Source organism: Pseudomonas sp. L5B5 (assembly GCF_020520285.1).
Lineage (GTDB): Bacteria > Pseudomonadota > Gammaproteobacteria > Pseudomonadales > Pseudomonadaceae > Aquipseudomonas.
This window is the reverse complement of the sequence record NZ_CP084742.1, coordinates 1001731-1020273: the sequence shown is the minus strand read 5'-3', so window position 1 is coordinate 1020273 and position 18543 is coordinate 1001731. Positions and strand designations below refer to the sequence as shown.

Here is an 18543-nt window from a genome sequence, read left to right as displayed (position 1 = left end):
CTACCTCACAGAATCGCGGCAGCCTTGGTCAAAAACCAGATAATGATCACCACCAACAGGGCGCCGATACCGACCACAGCGCCGAGATCCTTCCAGGTCTTGCGTTGGTTCTGTACGTCGGCGTATACGGTCAACGAGTGCCACGCCACCCCCAAGAAAGCGAGTAGGGCAATCAGCAGACCGAGCAGGATGCCGCCGTCGTAGGCATAGTTTTTGATCGTCTCGATTAACCCAGATCCTTCGCCACGCGAAGGGGCCTCCATGGTGGGGAGTTCGGCAAAAGCCAGGCTTGGACCGAGCACCAGCAGCAGGCCGAACAGGCGCTGACTGGCACGATCACGCAAGTTGTTTTTCAGAGGGACAAGGCACTTAAGCATGATGGTGATCTCCGGTGTTAAGACAGGGTGAAGAACATCAGAACCAACAACGCGAGCAACACGCGTGCAGCACTACCGCCAAACGCGCCGAAGCGCACGCTGCCGGCGGCCCAGCCGCGGTAAGCCGTCCACATCACCCATGCGCACCACAGCAAGGTCAGAATCAGAACCAGGGATATCCAGAGCGTCGAACTGCTCTGCGATGAAAAACCGGAGGCGTTTTGAAACGCAGCGCTCTGAGTTTCAGTCATGCTCATGGCAAGGGCTCCGCAGGCGGAGTGTCGAGGCGGTAATCACCCACCAGCTCACCAGGGTCGCGAGGTTGTGCGCGGGAAGGGGATAGATAACCCTGTATGCCGTCCCGTATGTGTTGGATGTCCCTGGACAGGCGGGGATAGTCGAAGCGATAGCGATCGTCGGGAGCCGCCGTGTTGTCTGTCATAGCTCGCGCCGTAAGGCGCTCGATAATTTCGAGCTGCTGCTGGACTCGGCTGAGCTGATCCTGCTCATGAGCAGATGCGGCATAACTGCTGCCCTTGGCGATAGCCAGCGAGAAAAGCAACAAGAAGCGAAAGGCGGTAGTTGGCATGATACTGGCCCGTGAAGATATGGGAACAGAATCAAGTCAGAGGTCGAATGACTCAGCATTAAACGCGAGGTGGGACCTATCGCTTTTTTTGGGGAGAGCCGAATAGGTCTGCTCACATACATCAGTAGTCGATTTGGTTAGAAAAATGCTCAGAAGAAAATTTTGAGCTCAATCATAGTGTGTTGTTCATACGACAATGTGTGCGTAAGTTAATTCAGGGCCAGCATAGGTGACGAGGAGCTAATCATCGCCTAGCATTAGAATGTTCATTCTTAATTACGCTAACCTGAAGGAAATTTCAGATGTCTCGTTTGGCTGAATTTCGCAAGCTTGAGCAACAACTGGCTGAACAGCTCGCAGAGCTTGAGTCGATGAAAAGTGATTCCGGCCTGAAAAAAGAGATGGAGTTTGAGAGTAAATTGCGGACGTTGCTTGGTGAGTACGGCTTCAGCTTGAAGAACATCATTAGCATTCTGGATCCGGAAGCTGGCCGTCGTACCTCAGGCACGGCAGTTTTTCCCGTAAAAGCAGTCCGCAAGACTAGAGACGTGAAGATCTACAAGAATCCAAACTCGGGTGAGGTAATCGAAACCAAGGGCGGAAATCATCGGCAACTGAAAGAATGGAAAGTCGAGTTTGGCGCGGATGTTGTCGACTCCTGGCGTACTCAGTAAGATCGGTTTGATGACAAAGGGCCTGTAAAGGTCCTTTTTTCGGTGGGAATGATACATCTAGGGTGCAAGTCTTGAGCCCATCCTGCAACAGTTTCAATTGGTGTTTAGATCCTTGATGTTCCCGCAATCTTGGGCGACTGCATTTCACCTAATGTTCTAGCTCATAGTGGGAGTAGTGGATGATCTCTAGCAGTTTTTGCACTCATATGGAATATCAGTTTTCGGTCGTTGGATCGCTATCCTGGCATCAGAATGTTTAAAGGGATTTTTTCCGAATCAGAGATACTTCTTGAATGTGGTTGCCGTGATTGCCGTAGTGATGCCGAGCATCACAGCACAAGGAACAAACACAGCCATGGGATTGAGCGAAAAGGGCAAGGACAAGTAAATAACCCACGGCACGATCAGCAGTGGTATTACGGCTCGTTTCGCTCGATGGTAGACAAAGCTACTTTCTCGCCCTGCGCCAAATTTACGTAGATCCCGGCGCATCAGTCCATCAACAAAACCGGTCAACATGGCCAACAGAAACAGAGGGGCGGACAGGACCAGAATGGTCAGGCGCACCACGAAGGTGAAAGTGACACACACCGCCGACAGTACAAAGTCCTCGATATGTACGTAGAACTGGTTGATCCAGCTCCAGAAGCCGTTGCCCTGGCTCGAAACCCGCGCCTGCTGGGCAAAATCCGCAAAGCCTGTTTTGACCAGCACCCACTGATAGAGGAAATCCAGCCAGTGGGTAATTGTTTGCCCAGGCTGTTGGATAAGAAGTGAAGATTTAAAGTGCTCGCTAAGCCAACTTAATTCACTTCTCAGCATGGCCTGACTATGCCGCCAGCCCTGGTCTCCCCAGAAAAGCAGCAGGCCAGCGAACTCGATCAGGATCGAGAACAACAATGAGGCCATCAACAAGCCGATGACGCGTAGGACTAAGCGGATCGCCGAGATGATCAACCCTGGACGCTGGATCGGCTGTTGCACGGTGTGCTGAGCGGGTGTCGCCATTGTTCACCTCCATGCGCGCAGCGGAATTCGTGTGGTCACGACGTTTTCTGGATCGTGTACTACTGAATAAAAAAAATATCGCGGGGTGGGCTACCCCACCTGATCCAGATCGAAGTTTTCTGTTGGCCCGCCTCCGTTGACCGTCCACCACTGTCCCACCTGCGCGTTGTAGGTGGCGCGCATACGGTGTGCGAGCTCCTGCAGGTTTTTGGGCATGGCATCGTCGTTGGACGGCTTAGGCAAGGGCATGCGGACTTTCCAGAGCTGCCCACCGGACTGGAAGGAGAACATTTGCCCCTTGGGCAAGCTGACGATGTGAGCGGGCTCAATCAACGGCACGCTGGTGCTGCTGACGCGGTCCTGGGAGGAGGACGTGAAGTCTGTATTGGCTTCGGGGTCAGAGGTGTCAGTTGCGCCCGATACCAGGGTTCTGGTGAGCACGTTCACCTTCGGTAACTGCTGAGTGAGCAGCTCCGCGGTGGCGGTCTCGCGCACGCGGAGCATCTGCAGCGTGTTGAAATTACCGATCACCTGGCCGGCCTTGGCACGGCTACCAATGCGCGCTTCGATATCGCTAAGCGTCTGGGTGTAAGCCGTCACCTGGATGCCGACACCGCCACCTTTGTTGATCAATGGGATGAATTCATCACCCATCAACTCGTTGAACTCATCGGCATGCAGGTTGATCGGCACCTTGTCACTGTTGCTGCTTGATTGGGGCAGTCCATGGTCGACGCCATGTTTGTAGATATGGCCTGCGACGGAGACCAAGTCGGCGAACATGGAGTTGCCCACCGCGGCGGCTACCTCGGCATCGGTCAGCGCGTCCAGACCGACATACACAATGCCGCGTTTGCGGATGATCTGCATCCAGTCGAAGATCGGCCGCGGGTCATCCAGGTCGGTGTAGTTGGGGGCCAGCAACTGGGCGGTTTTGCCGGTGGTGAGTTTCTCCAGCAGTGGCAGCAGCGAGGCGACGATTTTGTCGAAGTAGGTGCGGTCATACCGTACCGCAGAGCGCAGCCCATCCAGCACTGGATCGAATACTCTTTTCGCCGCCAAGTATTGCTCGATGGCTACCACGCGCCGCTCACGGCCAACCATATGCCGGGGAATGTTCTTCTCGGTGAGCTTGCCCTCGAGTTGGACGATCACTTCCCAGGCCTTCGAGTCGTTCTTGGCGAAAAACTGTTGTGCGTATTCGATGAACAGCGCATCGATGTTGACCACATGACGTTGGATCTGCAGGTAGTCCGGACGTCGGCCCAGCTCGATCAGCGCTCGAGCGATGATGTTGACGAAGCGCCAGGCAAACTCGCGGAAGGCTGCGGAATTGCCTTCACCACTGAGCTGCCCGGCGATGCGCGATGCTACCTCCGAGATACGCCCGAAGCGTCCCACGGCGTTGTAGCGAGCGGAGATCTCCGGCCAGCCCAGATGGAAAACATAAAACTCCTTTTCCCGACCGGCGCGTTTGGCTTCGACGTACATCCGTTTGAGCAGGTCGGCATCGCCTTTCGGATCAAAGACGATCACGACCTCGTGTTCGACGCGGTGTATGTCTTGGGTGATGTACACCTCGGCGAGCCGCGTTTTGCCAACACGCGTCGTGCCCAGCACCAAGGTGTGTCCGACCCGTTCGCCCAGTGGCAGACTGACCACCGTTTCGTCGGGCTCAACCCCATGCAATAGCGTTGAGCCACCGACCGGTGGTAACGGTCGCAACGGGTTGAACGCGTTATCCCAGGCGGTGACGCGCGCCAATGTCGACAGGGGAAACGGCGCATGTTCCAGGCGTCTTTCGAGTCCACGGGCCAAGCGGTAGTGCGTCGGTTGGTCGACGTAGTGAGCGACAGCCGGATCCTGAGCCTCGACCAAGCGCTGGGTATGCAGGCGCGTCCAGCGAAAGCCGCGCCCCATGAATAGATATTTACGGCTGACCGGAATCTGCCGGCTGGTCAGTTCGTAGCGGGGCAGCCGCCGGATGTTGTGCCGATAGCGCACTACCTCCCAGCCTTGTCGCAGGCGTATGAAGCCAAACAGGGCATAAGCTAACGCGGCCACCAAACCGATTTCGGGTGACAGGGCCACGGCCCAGGGCGAGTACAGGCACAACACGGCGGCTGCAAGGCAGATCGCGACGGTGTACAGCTCCACTGCTGGCCGAAGCTTTGATTCCATCGCATGCTCGGCCATGACATGGACTCACTGTTCCAGCGAGGTACTGGTGATCAAGACGGGGTAGTGTTCAATCTGCAGGCGTGTGGCGATGTCGTTACCATTGACCGGGAGGATGGTAACGCCGGGGGCAAGTGCTCGAATCCGGGCTAAAGCCTCTGCGTCGGCCACTTCGACGGCGAAGCCTGCGGCACCCAGTTCGTGTAGTTCAGCTGCGCGTTCACGCAACCAAGTCAGTGACTGGCGATCGTCACCGACCAGAAAAAATGCTTGCAAGCCCGGCATGTTCAAGGCGCGAGATGTGATCTGGCCGGGGCTCAGGAGGGCGCTGTGAACAGGCAATACCCAAGTATCATCGGCATACTTGGACAGGTCCGCATTAGCGGGCAAATCAGCCGGAACTTTGTGAGCTGTCGGCAAAGCTGTTGCCGGAGTATTGCGTTGACTGAGGTGGCTAGCCGAATCCCCAGGCTCGATTGGCATCGCCTGGGCGAAAGGTGCCGATAGGAGGCTGAAGCAACAGGTTAGGAGGATTCTCTTCATGGCGGTGTGCCCTGTTTGCTGGAGACCAACAACCTTTGAAGTTGGCGGGAAAAACCAGCGCGGTAGCGCGCAGCTGGCGCTCCCCCTGCGGGTCGGTGATAGCGTCCTGCAGCGGATACCCAGTCACCGGTAGCGGCGTGATGCTCCTGCAGCAGGGCAGCGGTAACGGCGAGATTTTGGTAGGGGTCTAGGGCCTCACAAGGACTGGAAAAGCGGTGTCCGTGGTAGCCCAGGTTGGTTTGTCCAAGTCCGGCATCGACTCGCTTGGCGCCATACTGCGTGAGAGCCAGCAGCAGTGCATGACAGGCGGCTTGTTGCGTCGTAAAGCGATAGGGCATTCCAGCAATGTTCAGCGTCCACGGCCATGGCAGCAGTTGGTCACGGACCCGGGTACCGCTTTCCTGTAGGGTAATCGCGAACAGTACGGCCGAAGGTATACCGGCCTCATGTGCCGCCAGTTGGTAGGCCGGCGGCGGGAGCTCCTCTGCCTGAACCGCTAGCATCACTAACATCAGCGCAATCCCATTCAGTCGAGTCGTTGCCATTGGCCATTCACCTGTTGAAATGTGGCTGGCAAGGGCCCCGGGGCACCCAGGCTGAACCAACGTCCACGGTCATGGTTCAAGGTTATTTGCCGGCGCTGAACCTTGGCAGGATCAATGTCTGCTTGCCGAGCCCAGCTGAGAACGAGCTCATCCTCGCCTTGACTGCCCACCAGGTAGATGTCGAAAGCCGTGTTGCTGCTTTGCAAGCTCTGCGCTTTGGCAATGCACGCTGAACAGCGATCTTCCACAAACAGTGCTTGGCGTGGCACGACCGGCGAGCTGGTCGGGGATGCCATGCCCTGAATCGGCAGCAGTCCCGGAAACAGCTTGGCCCAGGCCGCGGTGTAAGCGTTCTGATAGGCAAACTCGCGCTCGGCGCGTTTGGCTTCTAACGCTACTTGCAACTCGGCATAGCGCTGGCGCTCTTGGTCAGTCTCGGCCTCGACTCCGAGTGTGGTCAGTGGATCGAGGTTTGGGCTCCAAAAACCGCGGGGGCCTGCTTGGATCTGTTCGAAGCGTGTCCATTCCTGCTCAGTTAGACCCCAGTTTGGGGCCTGCCTGGAGTCAGAGCGTCTCAGGGGGGCAGGCTGCGTGTCCTGGAACTGTGACCGTGTCGTGAGGGGACTCCCTACCGCAGCACCTGCACTCAACAACGACACGAGACAGACGATGGAGAGGAGTGGCGCTCTGTTCATGATCGCCTCTCAAGGCCAATACACGGTCTGGTCTGGCTGAGCGGCCACCGCGAAGACGGCTGAGTTCGGTTCCAGTGTTTTCAGTTGCCAGGTTCCGAGCTGTTCGCCGCTATGGAGCAGTCGAACATCCGTGAGCGAGCGAGAGTGATGAGGTGCAACTGCTAGAAAGCTCTCGCCACCGCGGGACTCGACACTCAACACTGAGAACGGAGGTGATAGAGGGACGGGCTTGGTGCGATCTGTTTTTCTGGGTTTGATCTCCGCAGGTAGCGGTGTTGGTGGTAGGGACGATGGCTGAGGCTTGATGTCGATGAGTTTTAGTTCGACGTGCTCAACGCGTGTGCTTAATGCCGCCAGGTCTGCCTCAGTCGCACGGGTTGTCAGACCGTCGCGCAGCTCCTGTATTTCCTGGACCCATTGATTCAGCATCGGATCGAGGGTGTTGGCCTGTTGCTCGCCGCTATCGACCATTTGTTTCAAGTCTTTCACCGCGTACTGCAGCTTCTCCTGGGCGTCTTTTAGGGTGTTTGAATCATGTTGCAGGGTGTCCAGGGTCTGTCGGTATTGCGTGGCGGTGCTCTGCAGCTCGGTCATGTGCCGATGCTGGTTGAACACGCCAGCGCTCAGGCTGGCGACTGCCAGGCAAAGCAATCCTACGATGAGGGTTTGAAAGGTTGAGGCCTTCATCGGCGAGCCTCCGACTGGTGAGTTGAAGCAGGGGCAGGCGATGCGATGCCGTGCTCAGGTTTCTGTTGTTCGAAGCAAACTGAGCGGCTGACGTCTTCGGTAGTGAGTTGCCAGGCGGGGCCTGCGAGTACTTGCAGCGCGCTGCGTAATGGGATTGGTCCAAGCCGGTAGTGAGCGGCAGGCAGGGGGCGAGTAAAAAGCGTTGTCACGGTCCCGGCGGCAGGACAGAGCGAATAACCTGAGCGCTGCAACACGTAGTGCATTGCATCCTGTACTGAAGAACTCAGGTTGGAGGGCACACTGACGTCGATAATTTGAGAGAGAAGGTCGCGTTGTTCCGGGGTGGCCTCGGTGCTGACTAACGTGTAGCGGCCATAGCGGAGTTCTGCCGGGTGATGTGCTTTGCCATTGTCTCCCGAGAGCCGGGCACCCTTGGCGCCAGTGTCGATTTGCGGATCGCTCGGCAATGGTGTGGGGATTTGCGCGGCGCAGGCGCTAAGCAAACTCAGCAGGCAGATAAGTGTGAAAAAACGCTCCATGGAACAAACCTCATGTCAGATTCAGTGCAGAACCTGACATGAGGTTATGGAGCGGATCAGTGAGAAAGTTGATTCAAGACGGGTCGTGTTTACGCCGAACACGTGACTACTCATCAAAAATGGCGAGTCCATCCAAGACAGCAGCATCAGGATCGAAGATCAACAATCGCACATCTGCCAGTGCCGCGAGATACAGTACGTTGACCAAGGCTTCTGGTGTGCCAGCGTCGAGTTGCTCTTGCCTCAGCCATGAGTAAGCAACCGTGTCGAACTTCAAGCCATTTCAGCGAAGTGTTTCTGATCGCGGATCATGGCATTCAGAATCGTCAGCAGCTTTCTCATGCAGGCAACCAAGGCCACTTTCTTGCTCTTCCCAGCAGCCAACAAATGGTTATAAAACTGTTCTATCACGGGGTTATGGAGCTTTGAGGACAGAGTTGCCATGTACAACACACTTCTTAGTTCGGCTCGACCACCCCAGATCCGCCTGCGGCCCTTAAAGATACCGCTATCGCAGTTGTAAGGAGCCACACCTACCAACGCAGCTACCTGCTTGCGATTGACCTTGCCTAGCTCAGGCAGCATCGCTAACAACGAAAGCGCGAGCACGTCACCGACACCTTTCACTTCACGCAATAAGTCATAGTTAGCCTTCCAGATCGGGGAAGCCTTGATTGCATCGTGTAAATCATCATCGGTATTTTTAAGTCGCTTCTGCAACCACACAACATGCGCCTTGATGTCCTGTTGAAGTGCTTTAAACACTGCTTGCTTCAAACGCGACTGTTCCGCCACCAGCATGTCGATGATTTGACGACGTCGTACCAGCAGATCTGCCAACTCACGAGCATGTTCATCCGCAAGTTCGCGAATAGCGGGCTTAACTGCTTGGGCAAACTCGGCAATGATCCGAGCATCCAGTGCATCAGTTTTTGCCAGTTGGCCTGTAGCCTTCGCAAAATCACGGACCTGCCGAGGGTTGACAATAACAACCGGTAAACCAGAAGCGGATAGCTCAGCGGCGGCTAGCCGCTCGAATCCGCCTGTTGCCTCCAGCACCACCAAAGCTGGTGTCTGTGCCTTGAGATATTTGGTTAAACGCTGAATATCGTCATGCGTGTTAAGAAACTGCTCGACCTGACCAGTCGTGCTGACAAATGAATCCAGCGTGCTCTTGGAAACATCAATTCCGACAAGTGCAGAGTCTTGGTTCATGGTGATTTCCCCTGTCCAACCTTGCAGAATCGGGCTTTAAGCCCAGGCAACCGTTCGGACTAATTTAGGAAGGAACCTGCCTCGACCCATGCTCACTCACGATCTCGAAATCCGAGGGCACCGCGATCTGAGGCAGGTAGAAATTAGCTTACAAGGGCGGCCCTCGATCGTTAACAGGTTATCGTCAGCCCAGGGTGTGCCGATCAACTTACACCCGACGCCATGGCAGTCGCTCAAGGTAAAGGGCTCGAACAGCAGGCCGGTTGGTCTGCTGCCCAAGCTGCCAGCCCGGCGTCCCAAGTAGCGCACCGTTTCTTCAGTGAGGTGTGCGGTGCTGATTTCCCAGGCTCGACTGTAGTGACCTGTTTCGAAGCGTAAGCGGTGGACCATGGCTTGGGCTTCTTCCAGGGAGTACAAGTCGCCGACGTGATGCCACTGGTTGAACATTTCGCCCCTCACGGCGTAGATCACCTGCCGTACCAGTCCCGTAGATTCGCACTGCTCATCCAACTCATCCGGAATGGATTGGCCTTCACTGATTAAGGCGAAATCGTCATTAAACAAGCACGTGTACTGTTGCAGGGCATCATCAGGCAGATGGGCTTGTGAGTCGTGTACGGGGCGAAAGCAGGGAGGGCAGTCGTTTTCATAGGTGATCAGTAACAGCTGTTCGATCTGAAAGTGGTCGTAACCGCGTGCAAATGGGTTTGAGCTTGGCTGCGGAGTTACTGCTTGCGGGAGAGGGTTCATGTGAAGTCTCCAGAATGAAAATGAACAAGGCGCCATTCGGCGCCTTTGAGGGTTAAAGCCAGCCATGTTCGGCCAGGGAGAACGGACGACCTTTGCCTACGATGAAGTGATCCAGCACCCGTACTTCGACCAAGGCCAAGGCGTCTTTCAGCCGTGCGGTTAAAGCACGATCTGCCAGGCTAGGCTCCGTACAACCGGAAGGGTGGTTGTGAACAAGAATGGCGGCCGCGGCGTTATGAACCAGGGAGCGTTTAACGACTTGGCGGGGGTAAACACTGGTGCTATCAATGCTGCCGTGAAAGAGGACTTCGAACGCCGAGACGCGGTGTTTGGCATCGAGGAAAATCACCGCGAACACTTCATGTTCCTGCGGTGCCAGTTGCAGTTTTAGATATGCAGCGACCGTGTCGGGTGACGTTAGGTCTGGGCCTTGGGCAAACAGTCGACGATCCAAAATATGCAGGGCTTCGTCGATCAGTCCATTTTCTTGGGTAATGCGATCAGCTTCGAAGTCCGAGGTCTCAATCTGTGGGTGTGAGGAGCTCATGGTGGTACCTCTGATGGGGGAAATCAGGGGTACACGCCCTGATGGGAGTGGTCCCCCCAGGGTGGGTGTGGAGTCGTGCGTGTTAGCCGATGACGTTCTGTTTACAGGCGAGTGAAACGGTGGCGTTGGCCATGTAGTAACGAACCACAGCTATCGCAGGGTAATGAGGAAAAGGCTTTTATGCCCCAGCCTGCGTCTAAGTTGAAGTCGGCGCTGATGGGCATTAACTGCATCAGGCCATGATGTATCGCGGCAATGCGCTGCTCGATTTCATGTTCCGAGTGATAGAGCGATAACGTGCTGTAATCCTCGTAAGCGGCACCGAACAGGCAGTCGTCGCAAAGCCAGAAGGATTCCATGAGGGGCCCCCAGTGTAGATTGGAAAAGGCGCTCTAAGGAGCGCCTTGCTGAGGAACATCGTGAACTGTTCAGGCGGACTGAACGGTACGTGTAGCGTCACCGCAAGTTGTACCTGCAACGGGTGGGGAGACGGACTCGAGTCGAGTCTGTGTTGGCGTTTCGATCTCCTCAGCGTCGGTGTTAGCCGACGATGAAGAGGACTCACTGATGGGCGCTGGCTCAGCAGGTGCTGTTGCCTCCTGCCTGGCGGGCGCTTTGTATTCGAAGGTGCCATTGACCTTGATCCAGTCGATGAACAGCAAACGGCCCTTCAGGCCGGCGCCCGGCTGACCTTGCTTATCGCCTTTCTCGTAGAGAAAGGGATCGATCCACAGATCGCCGATACGGAATGACAACAAGACTTTTTTCTCGGCGTTGACGGCGTCTTTGTAGAGTCGGATCAAGCGTTCAGCTTCACCCCCAGCGACTTTGCAATCGAAGCGGGTGTATTCCACGGCGTTGGAAGCGCCGTGTAGGGCTGAGATATCACAGGCCATGAACGGCTGGCCGCGGCGCACTTGTACCTCGCGAACGCGGTTGAGGTAGCCGATGCCGACGGTGTGCAGGTTGAAGTAAGTGGTCGCTTCTGGGGATTGGTTAGCGTGGGCCATGGTGGTTCTCCTGTTTCAAGGGAAAACGGTGACGCACGGTCCCTGGCGGGGAGGTGAGCCCCCGTCAGGGTGGGGAAGGTGAAGACGCGCAGTGAACTATTCACCACCGGTAAGCCGGTGATGATGAGCGTGATGCGTCTGGGGAATAGCAGCGCAGCAGAGGAGCGTCTGCGATGGATCCGAAGGTCTGGAGTAGGGGGCATTCATCACCGCCGAAGCAGCAATCGTACGAGCTTCCGAACGCTGGTCGTACTTGGGGTAAACCACCACATAAGTGGCGTAGCCTTGAAGGTTCAAGCTACCTGGGCTGGGCTGTCAACGACAGCGAACCATGCTCTTTGTATATGCCCGTCACAGGGGGGCGTCAAGGCGCTGTAACTCGATTTTTTATGGCCAGAATACAATGGCAGTTGGTGGACAGAAGAAAGTGAAGAGTGGGCCTGGCGGTGAGCCAGGCGAGGAAGATAACAGCCACCTTTGGTGGTCAGACGCAGTCGACAAGTGCCTCGTAAAACTTGGTTTAACTGCGCCATGAGTCACCAACCGACCCTTGTCGTGGCCTGGATCGAAAGCTGCTGGCACGCATCCGCGCACAAAGGGTGCCCAGTGTTTCCCCGGTGGGCGCCGGGACTGAAGGCGGTCGCCGCAGCGGATGACCGCTATTGCCTGTTAGAGGCAACAGGGGTCATCCGCCACCCCGACCTGGTCGAGCACAAATAGGAATAAAACTCTCTAGAGGAGAGGGCTCCGAACTCAGGGAGTCCGACCGAGCTACCCGGAGCGAGTCGGTCTTGGGCCGCCGTTGGCGATGATCCAAGGGTACTACAGCAAGGAAGGCGGGGCGACGTCAAGGTAAAGAAGCCCGTAGCACTCCCTGGATCAAATGGCAGTAAAAAGGGTTACTTGCTGCCGAGATGAGCGGCCAATTGCTCCACCGTGGCCAGGATAAAGGCACGGTCGTTTTCCTTCAGGTCACTCAACAGACCGGAGATCATGTTGGCTTGATCGATGGGGCGATTGCTTGACTCGGTGAGCAGCTCGTCCATTCGGCAGTCGAAAATTTCCGCCAGTTGCATCAGCTTGATAACGGACAACTCCACCACACCCCGCTCCAGTCGCGATATGGCTTCACTGCCGATTCCCATCCGCTCCGCAACTTCTTCCTGAGTCAGATTACGCTCGGTTCGGTGCTTCGCGATCATGCGTCCGATTTGGACTTGGGTTGGATGTCTATGTGCCAAAGGTTGAGTTCTCCAGTTCAACCCGAATGGTTGAGCAAAGACTCGCTGACATGAACATCCTTTAAGGTTGAGTATCGACTCTTTGGGTTGTTATCATGACTGAAATATCCGTTCATCGCGACGCTGCTTCGATTCCCCAGGGATTTAGTGGTCGGGATGGTCAGTGAGAATGGATGAGTTGATTAGGTGAATCAGAGGAAACGCTGCGCATGGAAGAGAAGAGTAAAAACGGTACGGATGAGATTTGGGACAGGACAATGGAGTTGTTCATCAGCATTCATGATTTCCCTGAAAATCCTGAGCACTTCAACAGCCTTGTCCATTGGCTCAACGAACATCCAGCCCACCTGCAGGCTTTCAATGAGTTGGGGCAAATCTGGATGGCGACGGGCGTTGCCTTGGCCCGAGAGGTCGGACAGCCCCTAACCGAGTTAGAGGGAGGTCTGTTGCCACTGATGGTGCACTGACCGAGGTTGAATGTTGTCTTTGGGCGCTGAAGCGGTGATTTGGCACGTCCTCCAGGCAGCGTACAGCTGCACTTTCATTGGAGAGATTGATTCGGAACCTAAAGTACCTAAATAGAGGTTGTTTTCGTTTCGGCATCGGCTAAAAACGCAATGAGCTGTTTGTTCTTCACGTTGTTGCTTGGGAGGCAGGACGGATCAACACGAAAGGTAAGTGACCACCGTCCTGAAGGTTCACGAAAGGCGGCATTTTTTATGCCGAAATTGCGTCAAGCTGTGCTTTGGTCATCGGTTTTTTCGGGGCTCGTTTGTTTAACAGGGCGTTCCTTCATGACCGTGCTGAGCACCCGGTGAGGCAGGATTCCAACTCGGCGCGCTTCGATCTTGAAGGTCACCCTTGTGTTTTCTTCACTGTCCTCCCACTCATCCCGCACCGTGCGGCCCTCGACCAGCACTCGCATGCCTTTCTGGTACAGCGTGCTCCAGTGTTCGGCGTCCCGGTGCCAGAGCTCGACCGGCGCCCAGTAACCACCTCGGTCTTCATAGCTACCATCACGCGGTACTGGGTTGTCGAAGTACACATTCAGCCTCAACAAGCATCGAGGTTCGTCATTGCCTGAGGCAAACTCCTGGAATTCTGGCGCACTGCCGATGTTGCCTTCGCCGACAAAAAAAGTGCTCATTGTCATACCTCCACTGCTGTTTTGAACTGGCGCAGTAGCTGCTCGGCACTGCCCATTTTGATCGCGCAGGTCGTGGCCTGGCGGTAAAGTGAATGCACCACACTCATCTGTAAGTTCAGAGCAATGCGGTCGCATTCGATTCGCTGCAATCCCTCGCGTACGGCCTGTGACAAGGCTTTGTGGGAGACTTGGCGCTCCCAGACCGTAACCCCCATGCGGGTAAAATCACGGGTGCGCCAACGCAAAAAACTGCTGCCTGCGCTGGTGTTCTGCAACACCAATCGAATGTTCAGCAGTGAGAAAGGGGGCTGGGCTGCCTGCCGCACGGAAACCTCCATCAGATGACGTAACTGCGCCTCGATCTCCTTCGCTATTTGCGCCAGGTACTCCAACTCCCCCTTACCCTTAAAGGGCCTTAAAAGGCCTTTTAGGGAGGCAGCGTGTTCGAGTTGTCGATAGGCATCCTGTGTCAGCACTTCGAAAGCGATGGGTTGAACTGGGAGCAGGGGATTCATGCATCGTCCTCCGGTACTTCCACTGTTACAAAGGACTCTCCCTGGTCTTCGGCTGAGTCGTTAGGGGCATCTACTGGTATCGCTCCCTGACGAATGATCGGCGGCGCAAACTGGGAGCGGTGATGTCCTTCAAGGATGTCCGTGGGGGGGAGTCCAAATTTCTCGATGGCCGCCAGGGCGCGTGCGTTGTTGGTCGCCATGTCATCGCGGGTGACGCCGGCATTTCGATAACGCTGCGCCTGGCCGAACAAGCTGCGCAGCAAGTGAGCACCGTCGTCGATCCAGGCTTCCATGTCCCTGCGACCGATCAACGCGGTGTGATGGGCCAATAGGGTCCGGCGTACCAGGGTGTCGTAGTCGGTCAGCAGGTAGACCGCCAGAAAACCCAGCTGGCTGCCGATGTACAACGGCAAAGTGACGGGGTGAATGTTGAGGTTGTCACTCATATCTATCTGGGTCGGCAGGTCCTGCCTGATTCGATCCAGCTGCTGGGTCAGTTCCAGCATCCCGTTCTTGGCCTGCGTCAGTTTTTCTTCGAGCTGTACGATGGCCCAATCGGCATAGGGATCGTCCTGGGCGGCGGTTTGTTTGATTAGGTTGGTGACACTGATGTAGCCCGCCATCCCCATGATTGAGTGAGCGCCTTCGCGTGCAGTTCGACCTTGCCAGATTCGGGCGGCGTGGTGCGTGTGCAGGGTCAGGCTGATGCTGCTGCGCAACGAGCCCAGGTTGAGTTGGTAGTGATCGGCCACGGTATTGTCCTCGCAAAAGCTTGGACGGGAACGTTGCGACAGAAGAGGGTTAGGGGCAGCCAAAAAGCTGAATGCGGCCTGTTCGGTTTGGTGAAAAGGGGCTAATAACTGACGTCTATCTTCATGGGAAGGATTCCCCTATTGTTCCCTAAAAATTTCATAGTTTGGTCCGACGTGTTCGTCGATTGGAACTCCATGGATTTGATGCCACTGGCATCAAATCTACTGACTTCCACCGCGCTTGCCGCGCAGTTGACGCAGCTCATTCAGGCAGGCTTGGGCAACGGCAGAAGCGGGTTCGCCCTGTTGTCGAGATGGTCGCGAGGGGGGAGGTGAGGGTGATTCTGCAATGGATACCGGTTCGGCCTGACCTGCCCAAGGATGAAAGTCGCCTTTCAGCGCCCGCTGGATCAGTCCCATCAGATAGGCCGCGGGCTTGCGGACACTTCCTGCTGTACAGCGTGCCCCCGCTTCGTTGAGCACCGCCTGCCGATCTGCAGATTTGAGCTTATTCAGCGCCACAGCGACGGCCTGACGCTCGCTTGGGCTCAGGTGCAGTTGAGTGGGCCAGAGCAGGTTATCCACCGCTGGGGTCGCGCGCGGTACAGTACAAATACTTTCTTTTAATACAGTACCGGCGGCGTTCGGATTCCGAACGGTGCCGGAAACATTGGTGTTCAGTCCCGGTTCGGAATCCGAACGAGGGCCTGCACGATTCCGAACGCAGTGATCCTCCCCCAGTTCGGAATCGTGCAGAGTGGTATGCGTGGCCTGATCCAATCCTTGCTGTGTCCAATGTTCGCCCCAACCGTCGAGCCGAGTCGGTAACCGATCCCGATCAATGTTCGTGTCCCGACGGATTTCTTCCACAGCGTGCTGAGCAACAATGCGCACGGCCTTGGTCGCATGACCGAGGGCATGTCCGACCAGCTCTAGGTAATCCTGATCCAGTTCCATGGCCTCGGCGGGAGTTAACGGCTCATCGTGCAGAACGTACAGAGAACCTTGAAGGCGTCCGCTGAGCTGATCGCGCCCGCGACTCACCAAACTGAGCCAACGCGTCAACCTGAGCATCGTCAACACCCGAGCAATGGTTTCACGAGAGGCTGATACGCTGTAGGGCACGCTCGACAGGTAAGGCTGTAAATCCTCGTAGCGTGGCGTGACCATGCCCTGGCCCTGGAGCATCAGTCGAAACACTTGCCAGGCATTACGCTCCAGCGGCGTCAGCCGATTATCCAAAAGCAACCGACGCGGCACGACTTCGTGTGACTGGCCGCTGAACAGAAAACCAGCTTGTAGTGCCTGGTTGGAGGGATGTTCAGTGGCGGGGCGTGCGGGCCAACGCTCACTCAGTTGCTGGGTACATTGCTGCAGGACACGTTGCCAGCGAGAGGAAGGGGCGGTGTTCATGTTCCATCGCTGTACTGGTCAACTTGCTGCCACACGATGGTCAAGCTGATCTGTTGTTCTTCGGCCAGCATCATCATGGCGTCGAGCTGATCCTCGGTACCGTCTTGAGCGCGTAGTTGGCACCATCGCTGCCAGAGTGCATGTTCCTGGGCTTCACTCAAGTTCTGAGGCCGACCCTTGCGGGTTTCTATCTTGAGCAGACGGCGACGCAAGGCGGTTTCCGAATGCGCCAAGCCGAAGCATTGATACATGATGGTGCTGCTGGCACCCAGTTTGAGCGCTCGGTTGATCAACCGTTCGTTCTGCTCGTCGCGTTCGGCTTGCTCGATCAGCCGATGTAGTACCGGCGAGTCGATCTTGATCTCGACCCAAGACACAGTGGCATGGGCCAGGTGTGACAGCGTGGTGGGCGGTAAGGATTGCAACAGATAGATGTCGTCCTCACTCAGTCCAAGTGCCTTGCAGCGTTGCAGGTTACCCAGGCGCAGCTCATGCAGCACCTGGGTCAGCATGGCCTGGTTGAGGACGTTAAAGGAGAGGCTCATGGCAGCTCCTCCGGTGAGTTGTCTTCAGGGGCAAGCGTTAAGTCGATCAAGCGGCGGGCCAAGCGGATGAGACGATACAGTTTGATTAACAAACTGTCGGGCAATCGTTCGAGACCTACATCGATGACGGGACGGTCTAGCAGGGGGACTTGGTAAACCCCCAGCAACAGTTGCCCGAACAGGGCTGAGGGTAGTTGCTTGCGATCGTCCCAATTCACGTCATCTTGAGCGCGCAACAGAGCCAGGAGCATTAGGTGAACGCCGGTCGCTCTTGGTGCAGCGAAATCAAGCCGTTCGATGTCCAGAGCGAAGCCCAGGCCAAGCGGCTGATCGATGATGCTCTCTGGATGTCCGGCATAGGCCGCCATTTCCCGCGCCAGTTTGGCGATGGCTAAACGCAGTTGTTCGGGGCTATCCAGTGCTGGTGCAATGACCCAGATGTCGTCGGTCGTGCAGGCTTCGATGAGCGATGCTGCTTCGGTGGCTGTCTCGCGATTGATCTGTTCGCGAATCTGTTGAATGCGTGACGGAGGACTGATTGCTGATACAGCATTCGCTTCGGGTGCTGTGAGCAGTTCCTCCCGCGCAGTTTCAGCCCGGGTTCTGGTCTCTGTGGGTTGGAGGCGGGGCTCGGAGGAAGGGGAGCCTGCCGCGGCTTCATCAACGCTTGGCGGATGGCTGTTCTCAACGCCAGGCGTCGAGATCACTCGTTGGGTATCGTTCAGTTCCAGGGCCAACATACGGTAGGACTGTCCGAGCAAGCGGCTCATGCGCTCGAGCAGTTCGTCTTGGATCTGCTCAAGATCTAAGGATTCAGGGTCAGCATCGAAGTTGCCCAGGGTCTCTACCCAAAACTCGGCGAACGCTAGGGTGTCGGTTGGATAGCGGTTCCAGGTTCGTTGCGCTTGGCTACGCAGAGCGATCAGGCGTTCGATCTGGGGCTTACCCAACCCGGCATACAGGACTTGTGGAATGGCGGGCAGTAGGTGTTCAAGGGTGTCGAGCATTCGGCTGATGTGCGTCTGCGAAATTGGATAGCCTCCGGCGGCAAGACGTCTTGCCAGCTCTCGTTGCGATAGGGCAGCTCCATCCGGTTCAAGCATCGTTTTGAGTTTGGCCACGGCCAGAGCTCGTTCGATAAAGGTGAGTTGGCCGTGCAGGTCGCTTTCGGCCAGATGGCCGAGCAGGGTGTTGACTTCATTGGTCCAGGGGCGGAACAGGCAATGAATGCGAAAGAAGCGCTCGTCGCGGGTTTCCTGCCACAGTTCGCCGAGAATCGCCAAGCGCGTGTTACCTCCATTGCGGATTATGAAATAGGTTTCGCCCGGGCGACGGGTAATCGGCGGTGGTTGATCCAGCCCGCGTTCACGGATCGATGCCTTGATATCGTCATAAAGCGGGTTACGAATGAAGCGTGGGTTGTGTTCGTAGGGCCGCAGCTCCTCCAGTGTGACCAACATAGGCGTGTCAGTAAGTGGATCTGACAACCGCTCCAGTTCTGGACCTCGAGGAAAGTGGTCCTGGTGCAGCTTGTCGGTGATCTGCTCCTGACTGAGCTTCTTCATCTGAACAA

The 18543-nt window shown here is 56.2% G+C and carries 24 protein-coding genes and 1 pseudogene; 2 read left to right on the top strand and 23 right to left on the bottom strand.

The features are described from left to right. Nucleotides 1-5 precede the first annotated feature (5 nt). The 3 genes from LGQ10_RS04580 to LGQ10_RS04570 are packed head-to-tail and all read right to left on the bottom strand — an operon-like array spanning nt 6 to nt 966. Nucleotides 6-377: a TIGR03745 family integrating conjugative element membrane protein gene (locus LGQ10_RS04580; protein ID WP_174395431.1), complete on the bottom strand. Its 372-nt coding sequence runs from the start codon at nt 375-377 to the stop codon at nt 6-8. 17 nt (nt 378-394) lie between these two features. Then, nucleotides 395-634 carry a TIGR03758 family integrating conjugative element protein gene (locus LGQ10_RS04575; protein ID WP_174395432.1) on the bottom strand — a complete coding sequence of 80 codons (240 nt, stop codon included), beginning with the start codon at nt 632-634 and terminating at the stop codon, nt 395-397. Beyond that, nucleotides 631-966: an RAQPRD family integrative conjugative element protein gene (locus LGQ10_RS04570; protein WP_174395433.1), complete on the bottom strand. Its 336-nt coding sequence runs from the start codon at nt 964-966 to the stop codon at nt 631-633. The genes LGQ10_RS04575 and LGQ10_RS04570 overlap by 4 nt, the downstream gene beginning before the upstream one ends. A 302-nt stretch (nt 967-1268) precedes the next feature. On the opposite strand from LGQ10_RS04570, the gene LGQ10_RS04565 reads away from it, so the two are divergent. Next, a complete protein-coding gene (locus LGQ10_RS04565; protein WP_174395434.1) occupies nt 1269-1640 on the top strand; it encodes a histone-like nucleoid-structuring protein, MvaT/MvaU family in 372 nt (123 codons plus the stop codon). A 276-nt stretch (nt 1641-1916) separates the two neighbouring features. On the opposite strand, the gene LGQ10_RS04560 is transcribed toward LGQ10_RS04565, so the two are convergent. The 14 genes and pseudogenes from LGQ10_RS04560 to LGQ10_RS04495 all read right to left on the bottom strand — a co-directional run bounded on the left by LGQ10_RS04560 (nt 1917) and on the right by LGQ10_RS04495 (nt 12598). Further along, entirely contained in the window at nt 1917-2648 is a 732-nt protein-coding gene (locus LGQ10_RS04560) for a TIGR03747 family integrating conjugative element membrane protein (RefSeq protein WP_174395435.1), read from the bottom strand. 90 nt (nt 2649-2738) lie between these two features. After that, on the bottom strand, nt 2739-4844 hold the full coding sequence (traD, locus tag LGQ10_RS04555) for a type IV conjugative transfer system coupling protein TraD (RefSeq protein WP_174395436.1): 2106 nt from the start codon (nt 4842-4844) through the stop codon (nt 2739-2741). Between the two features lie 9 nt (nt 4845-4853). Then, entirely contained in the window at nt 4854-5369 is a 516-nt protein-coding gene (locus LGQ10_RS04550) for an integrating conjugative element protein (RefSeq protein WP_174395437.1), read from the bottom strand. Further along, nucleotides 5366-5914 (bottom strand): lytic transglycosylase, encoded by a 549-nt coding sequence (locus LGQ10_RS04545; RefSeq protein WP_174395438.1) that lies wholly within the window; start codon nt 5912-5914, stop codon nt 5366-5368. The genes LGQ10_RS04550 and LGQ10_RS04545 overlap by 4 nt, the downstream gene beginning before the upstream one ends. Continuing rightward, entirely contained in the window at nt 5896-6609 is a 714-nt protein-coding gene (locus LGQ10_RS04540) for a TIGR03759 family integrating conjugative element protein (RefSeq protein WP_174395439.1), read from the bottom strand. Before LGQ10_RS04540 ends, LGQ10_RS04545 begins: the two co-directional genes overlap by 19 nt. A gap of 9 nt (nt 6610-6618) precedes the next feature. Next, a complete protein-coding gene (locus LGQ10_RS04535; RefSeq protein WP_174395440.1) occupies nt 6619-7296 on the bottom strand; it encodes a chemotaxis protein in 678 nt (225 codons plus the stop codon). Beyond that, on the bottom strand, nt 7293-7835 hold the full coding sequence (locus LGQ10_RS04530; protein ID WP_174395441.1) for a PilL N-terminal domain-containing protein: 543 nt from the start codon (nt 7833-7835) through the stop codon (nt 7293-7295). Before LGQ10_RS04530 ends, LGQ10_RS04535 begins: the two co-directional genes overlap by 4 nt. A 106-nt stretch (nt 7836-7941) precedes the next feature. Next, nucleotides 7942-8091, bottom strand: a pseudogene (locus LGQ10_RS04525) (ABC transporter substrate-binding protein); the annotation flags it as partial. Between the two features lie 17 nt (nt 8092-8108). Further along, nucleotides 8109-9050: an IS110 family transposase gene (locus LGQ10_RS04520; protein ID WP_174395442.1), complete on the bottom strand. Its 942-nt coding sequence runs from the start codon at nt 9048-9050 to the stop codon at nt 8109-8111. Between the two features lie 96 nt (nt 9051-9146). Continuing rightward, nucleotides 9147-9800 (bottom strand): ABC transporter substrate-binding protein, encoded by a 654-nt coding sequence (locus LGQ10_RS04515; protein ID WP_226524832.1) that lies wholly within the window; start codon nt 9798-9800, stop codon nt 9147-9149. A 52-nt stretch (nt 9801-9852) separates the two neighbouring features. Then, a complete protein-coding gene (radC, locus tag LGQ10_RS04510) occupies nt 9853-10347 on the bottom strand; it encodes a RadC family protein (RefSeq protein ID WP_174395443.1) in 495 nt (164 codons plus the stop codon). Between the two features lie 101 nt (nt 10348-10448). Then, a complete protein-coding gene (locus LGQ10_RS04505; RefSeq protein WP_174395444.1) occupies nt 10449-10706 on the bottom strand; it encodes a hypothetical protein in 258 nt (85 codons plus the stop codon). Between the two features lie 69 nt (nt 10707-10775). Further along, the gene (locus LGQ10_RS04500; RefSeq protein ID WP_174395445.1) at nt 10776-11357 is read right to left on the bottom strand and encodes an STY4534 family ICE replication protein; all 582 of its coding nucleotides are present in this window, start codon (nt 11355-11357) and stop codon (nt 10776-10778) included. Between the two features lie 899 nt (nt 11358-12256). Then, complete coding sequence (locus LGQ10_RS04495; RefSeq protein ID WP_174395446.1) at nt 12257-12598, bottom strand: helix-turn-helix domain-containing protein; 342 nt, start codon at nt 12596-12598, stop codon at nt 12257-12259. 209 nt (nt 12599-12807) lie between these two features. On the opposite strand from LGQ10_RS04495, the gene LGQ10_RS04490 reads away from it, so the two are divergent. Next, on the top strand, nt 12808-13065 hold the full coding sequence (locus LGQ10_RS04490) for a hypothetical protein (protein WP_174395447.1): 258 nt from the start codon (nt 12808-12810) through the stop codon (nt 13063-13065). Between the two features lie 266 nt (nt 13066-13331). Here LGQ10_RS04490 and LGQ10_RS04485 read toward each other — a convergent pair whose 3' ends face one another. The 6 genes from LGQ10_RS04485 to LGQ10_RS04460 all read right to left on the bottom strand — a co-directional run bounded on the left by LGQ10_RS04485 (nt 13332) and on the right by LGQ10_RS04460 (nt 18535). Then, entirely contained in the window at nt 13332-13745 is a 414-nt protein-coding gene (locus LGQ10_RS04485) for a single-stranded DNA-binding protein (RefSeq protein WP_174395448.1), read from the bottom strand. 2 nt (nt 13746-13747) lie between these two features. Beyond that, nucleotides 13748-14260: a DUF3158 family protein gene (locus LGQ10_RS04480; protein WP_174395449.1), complete on the bottom strand. Its 513-nt coding sequence runs from the start codon at nt 14258-14260 to the stop codon at nt 13748-13750. Next, nucleotides 14257-15012 (bottom strand): PFL_4669 family integrating conjugative element protein, encoded by a 756-nt coding sequence (locus LGQ10_RS04475; RefSeq protein ID WP_174395450.1) that lies wholly within the window; start codon nt 15010-15012, stop codon nt 14257-14259. The genes LGQ10_RS04480 and LGQ10_RS04475 overlap by 4 nt, the downstream gene beginning before the upstream one ends. Nucleotides 15013-15234: 222 nt before the next feature. Beyond that, nucleotides 15235-16425 (bottom strand): STY4528 family pathogenicity island replication protein, encoded by a 1191-nt coding sequence (locus tag LGQ10_RS04470; protein WP_174395451.1) that lies wholly within the window; start codon nt 16423-16425, stop codon nt 15235-15237. After that, nucleotides 16422-16970: a DUF2857 domain-containing protein gene (locus LGQ10_RS04465; protein WP_174395452.1), complete on the bottom strand. Its 549-nt coding sequence runs from the start codon at nt 16968-16970 to the stop codon at nt 16422-16424. Before LGQ10_RS04465 ends, LGQ10_RS04470 begins: the two co-directional genes overlap by 4 nt. Then, complete coding sequence (locus LGQ10_RS04460; RefSeq protein ID WP_174395453.1) at nt 16967-18535, bottom strand: ParB family protein; 1569 nt, start codon at nt 18533-18535, stop codon at nt 16967-16969. Before LGQ10_RS04460 ends, LGQ10_RS04465 begins: the two co-directional genes overlap by 4 nt. Nucleotides 18536-18543: the final 8 nt, after the last annotated feature.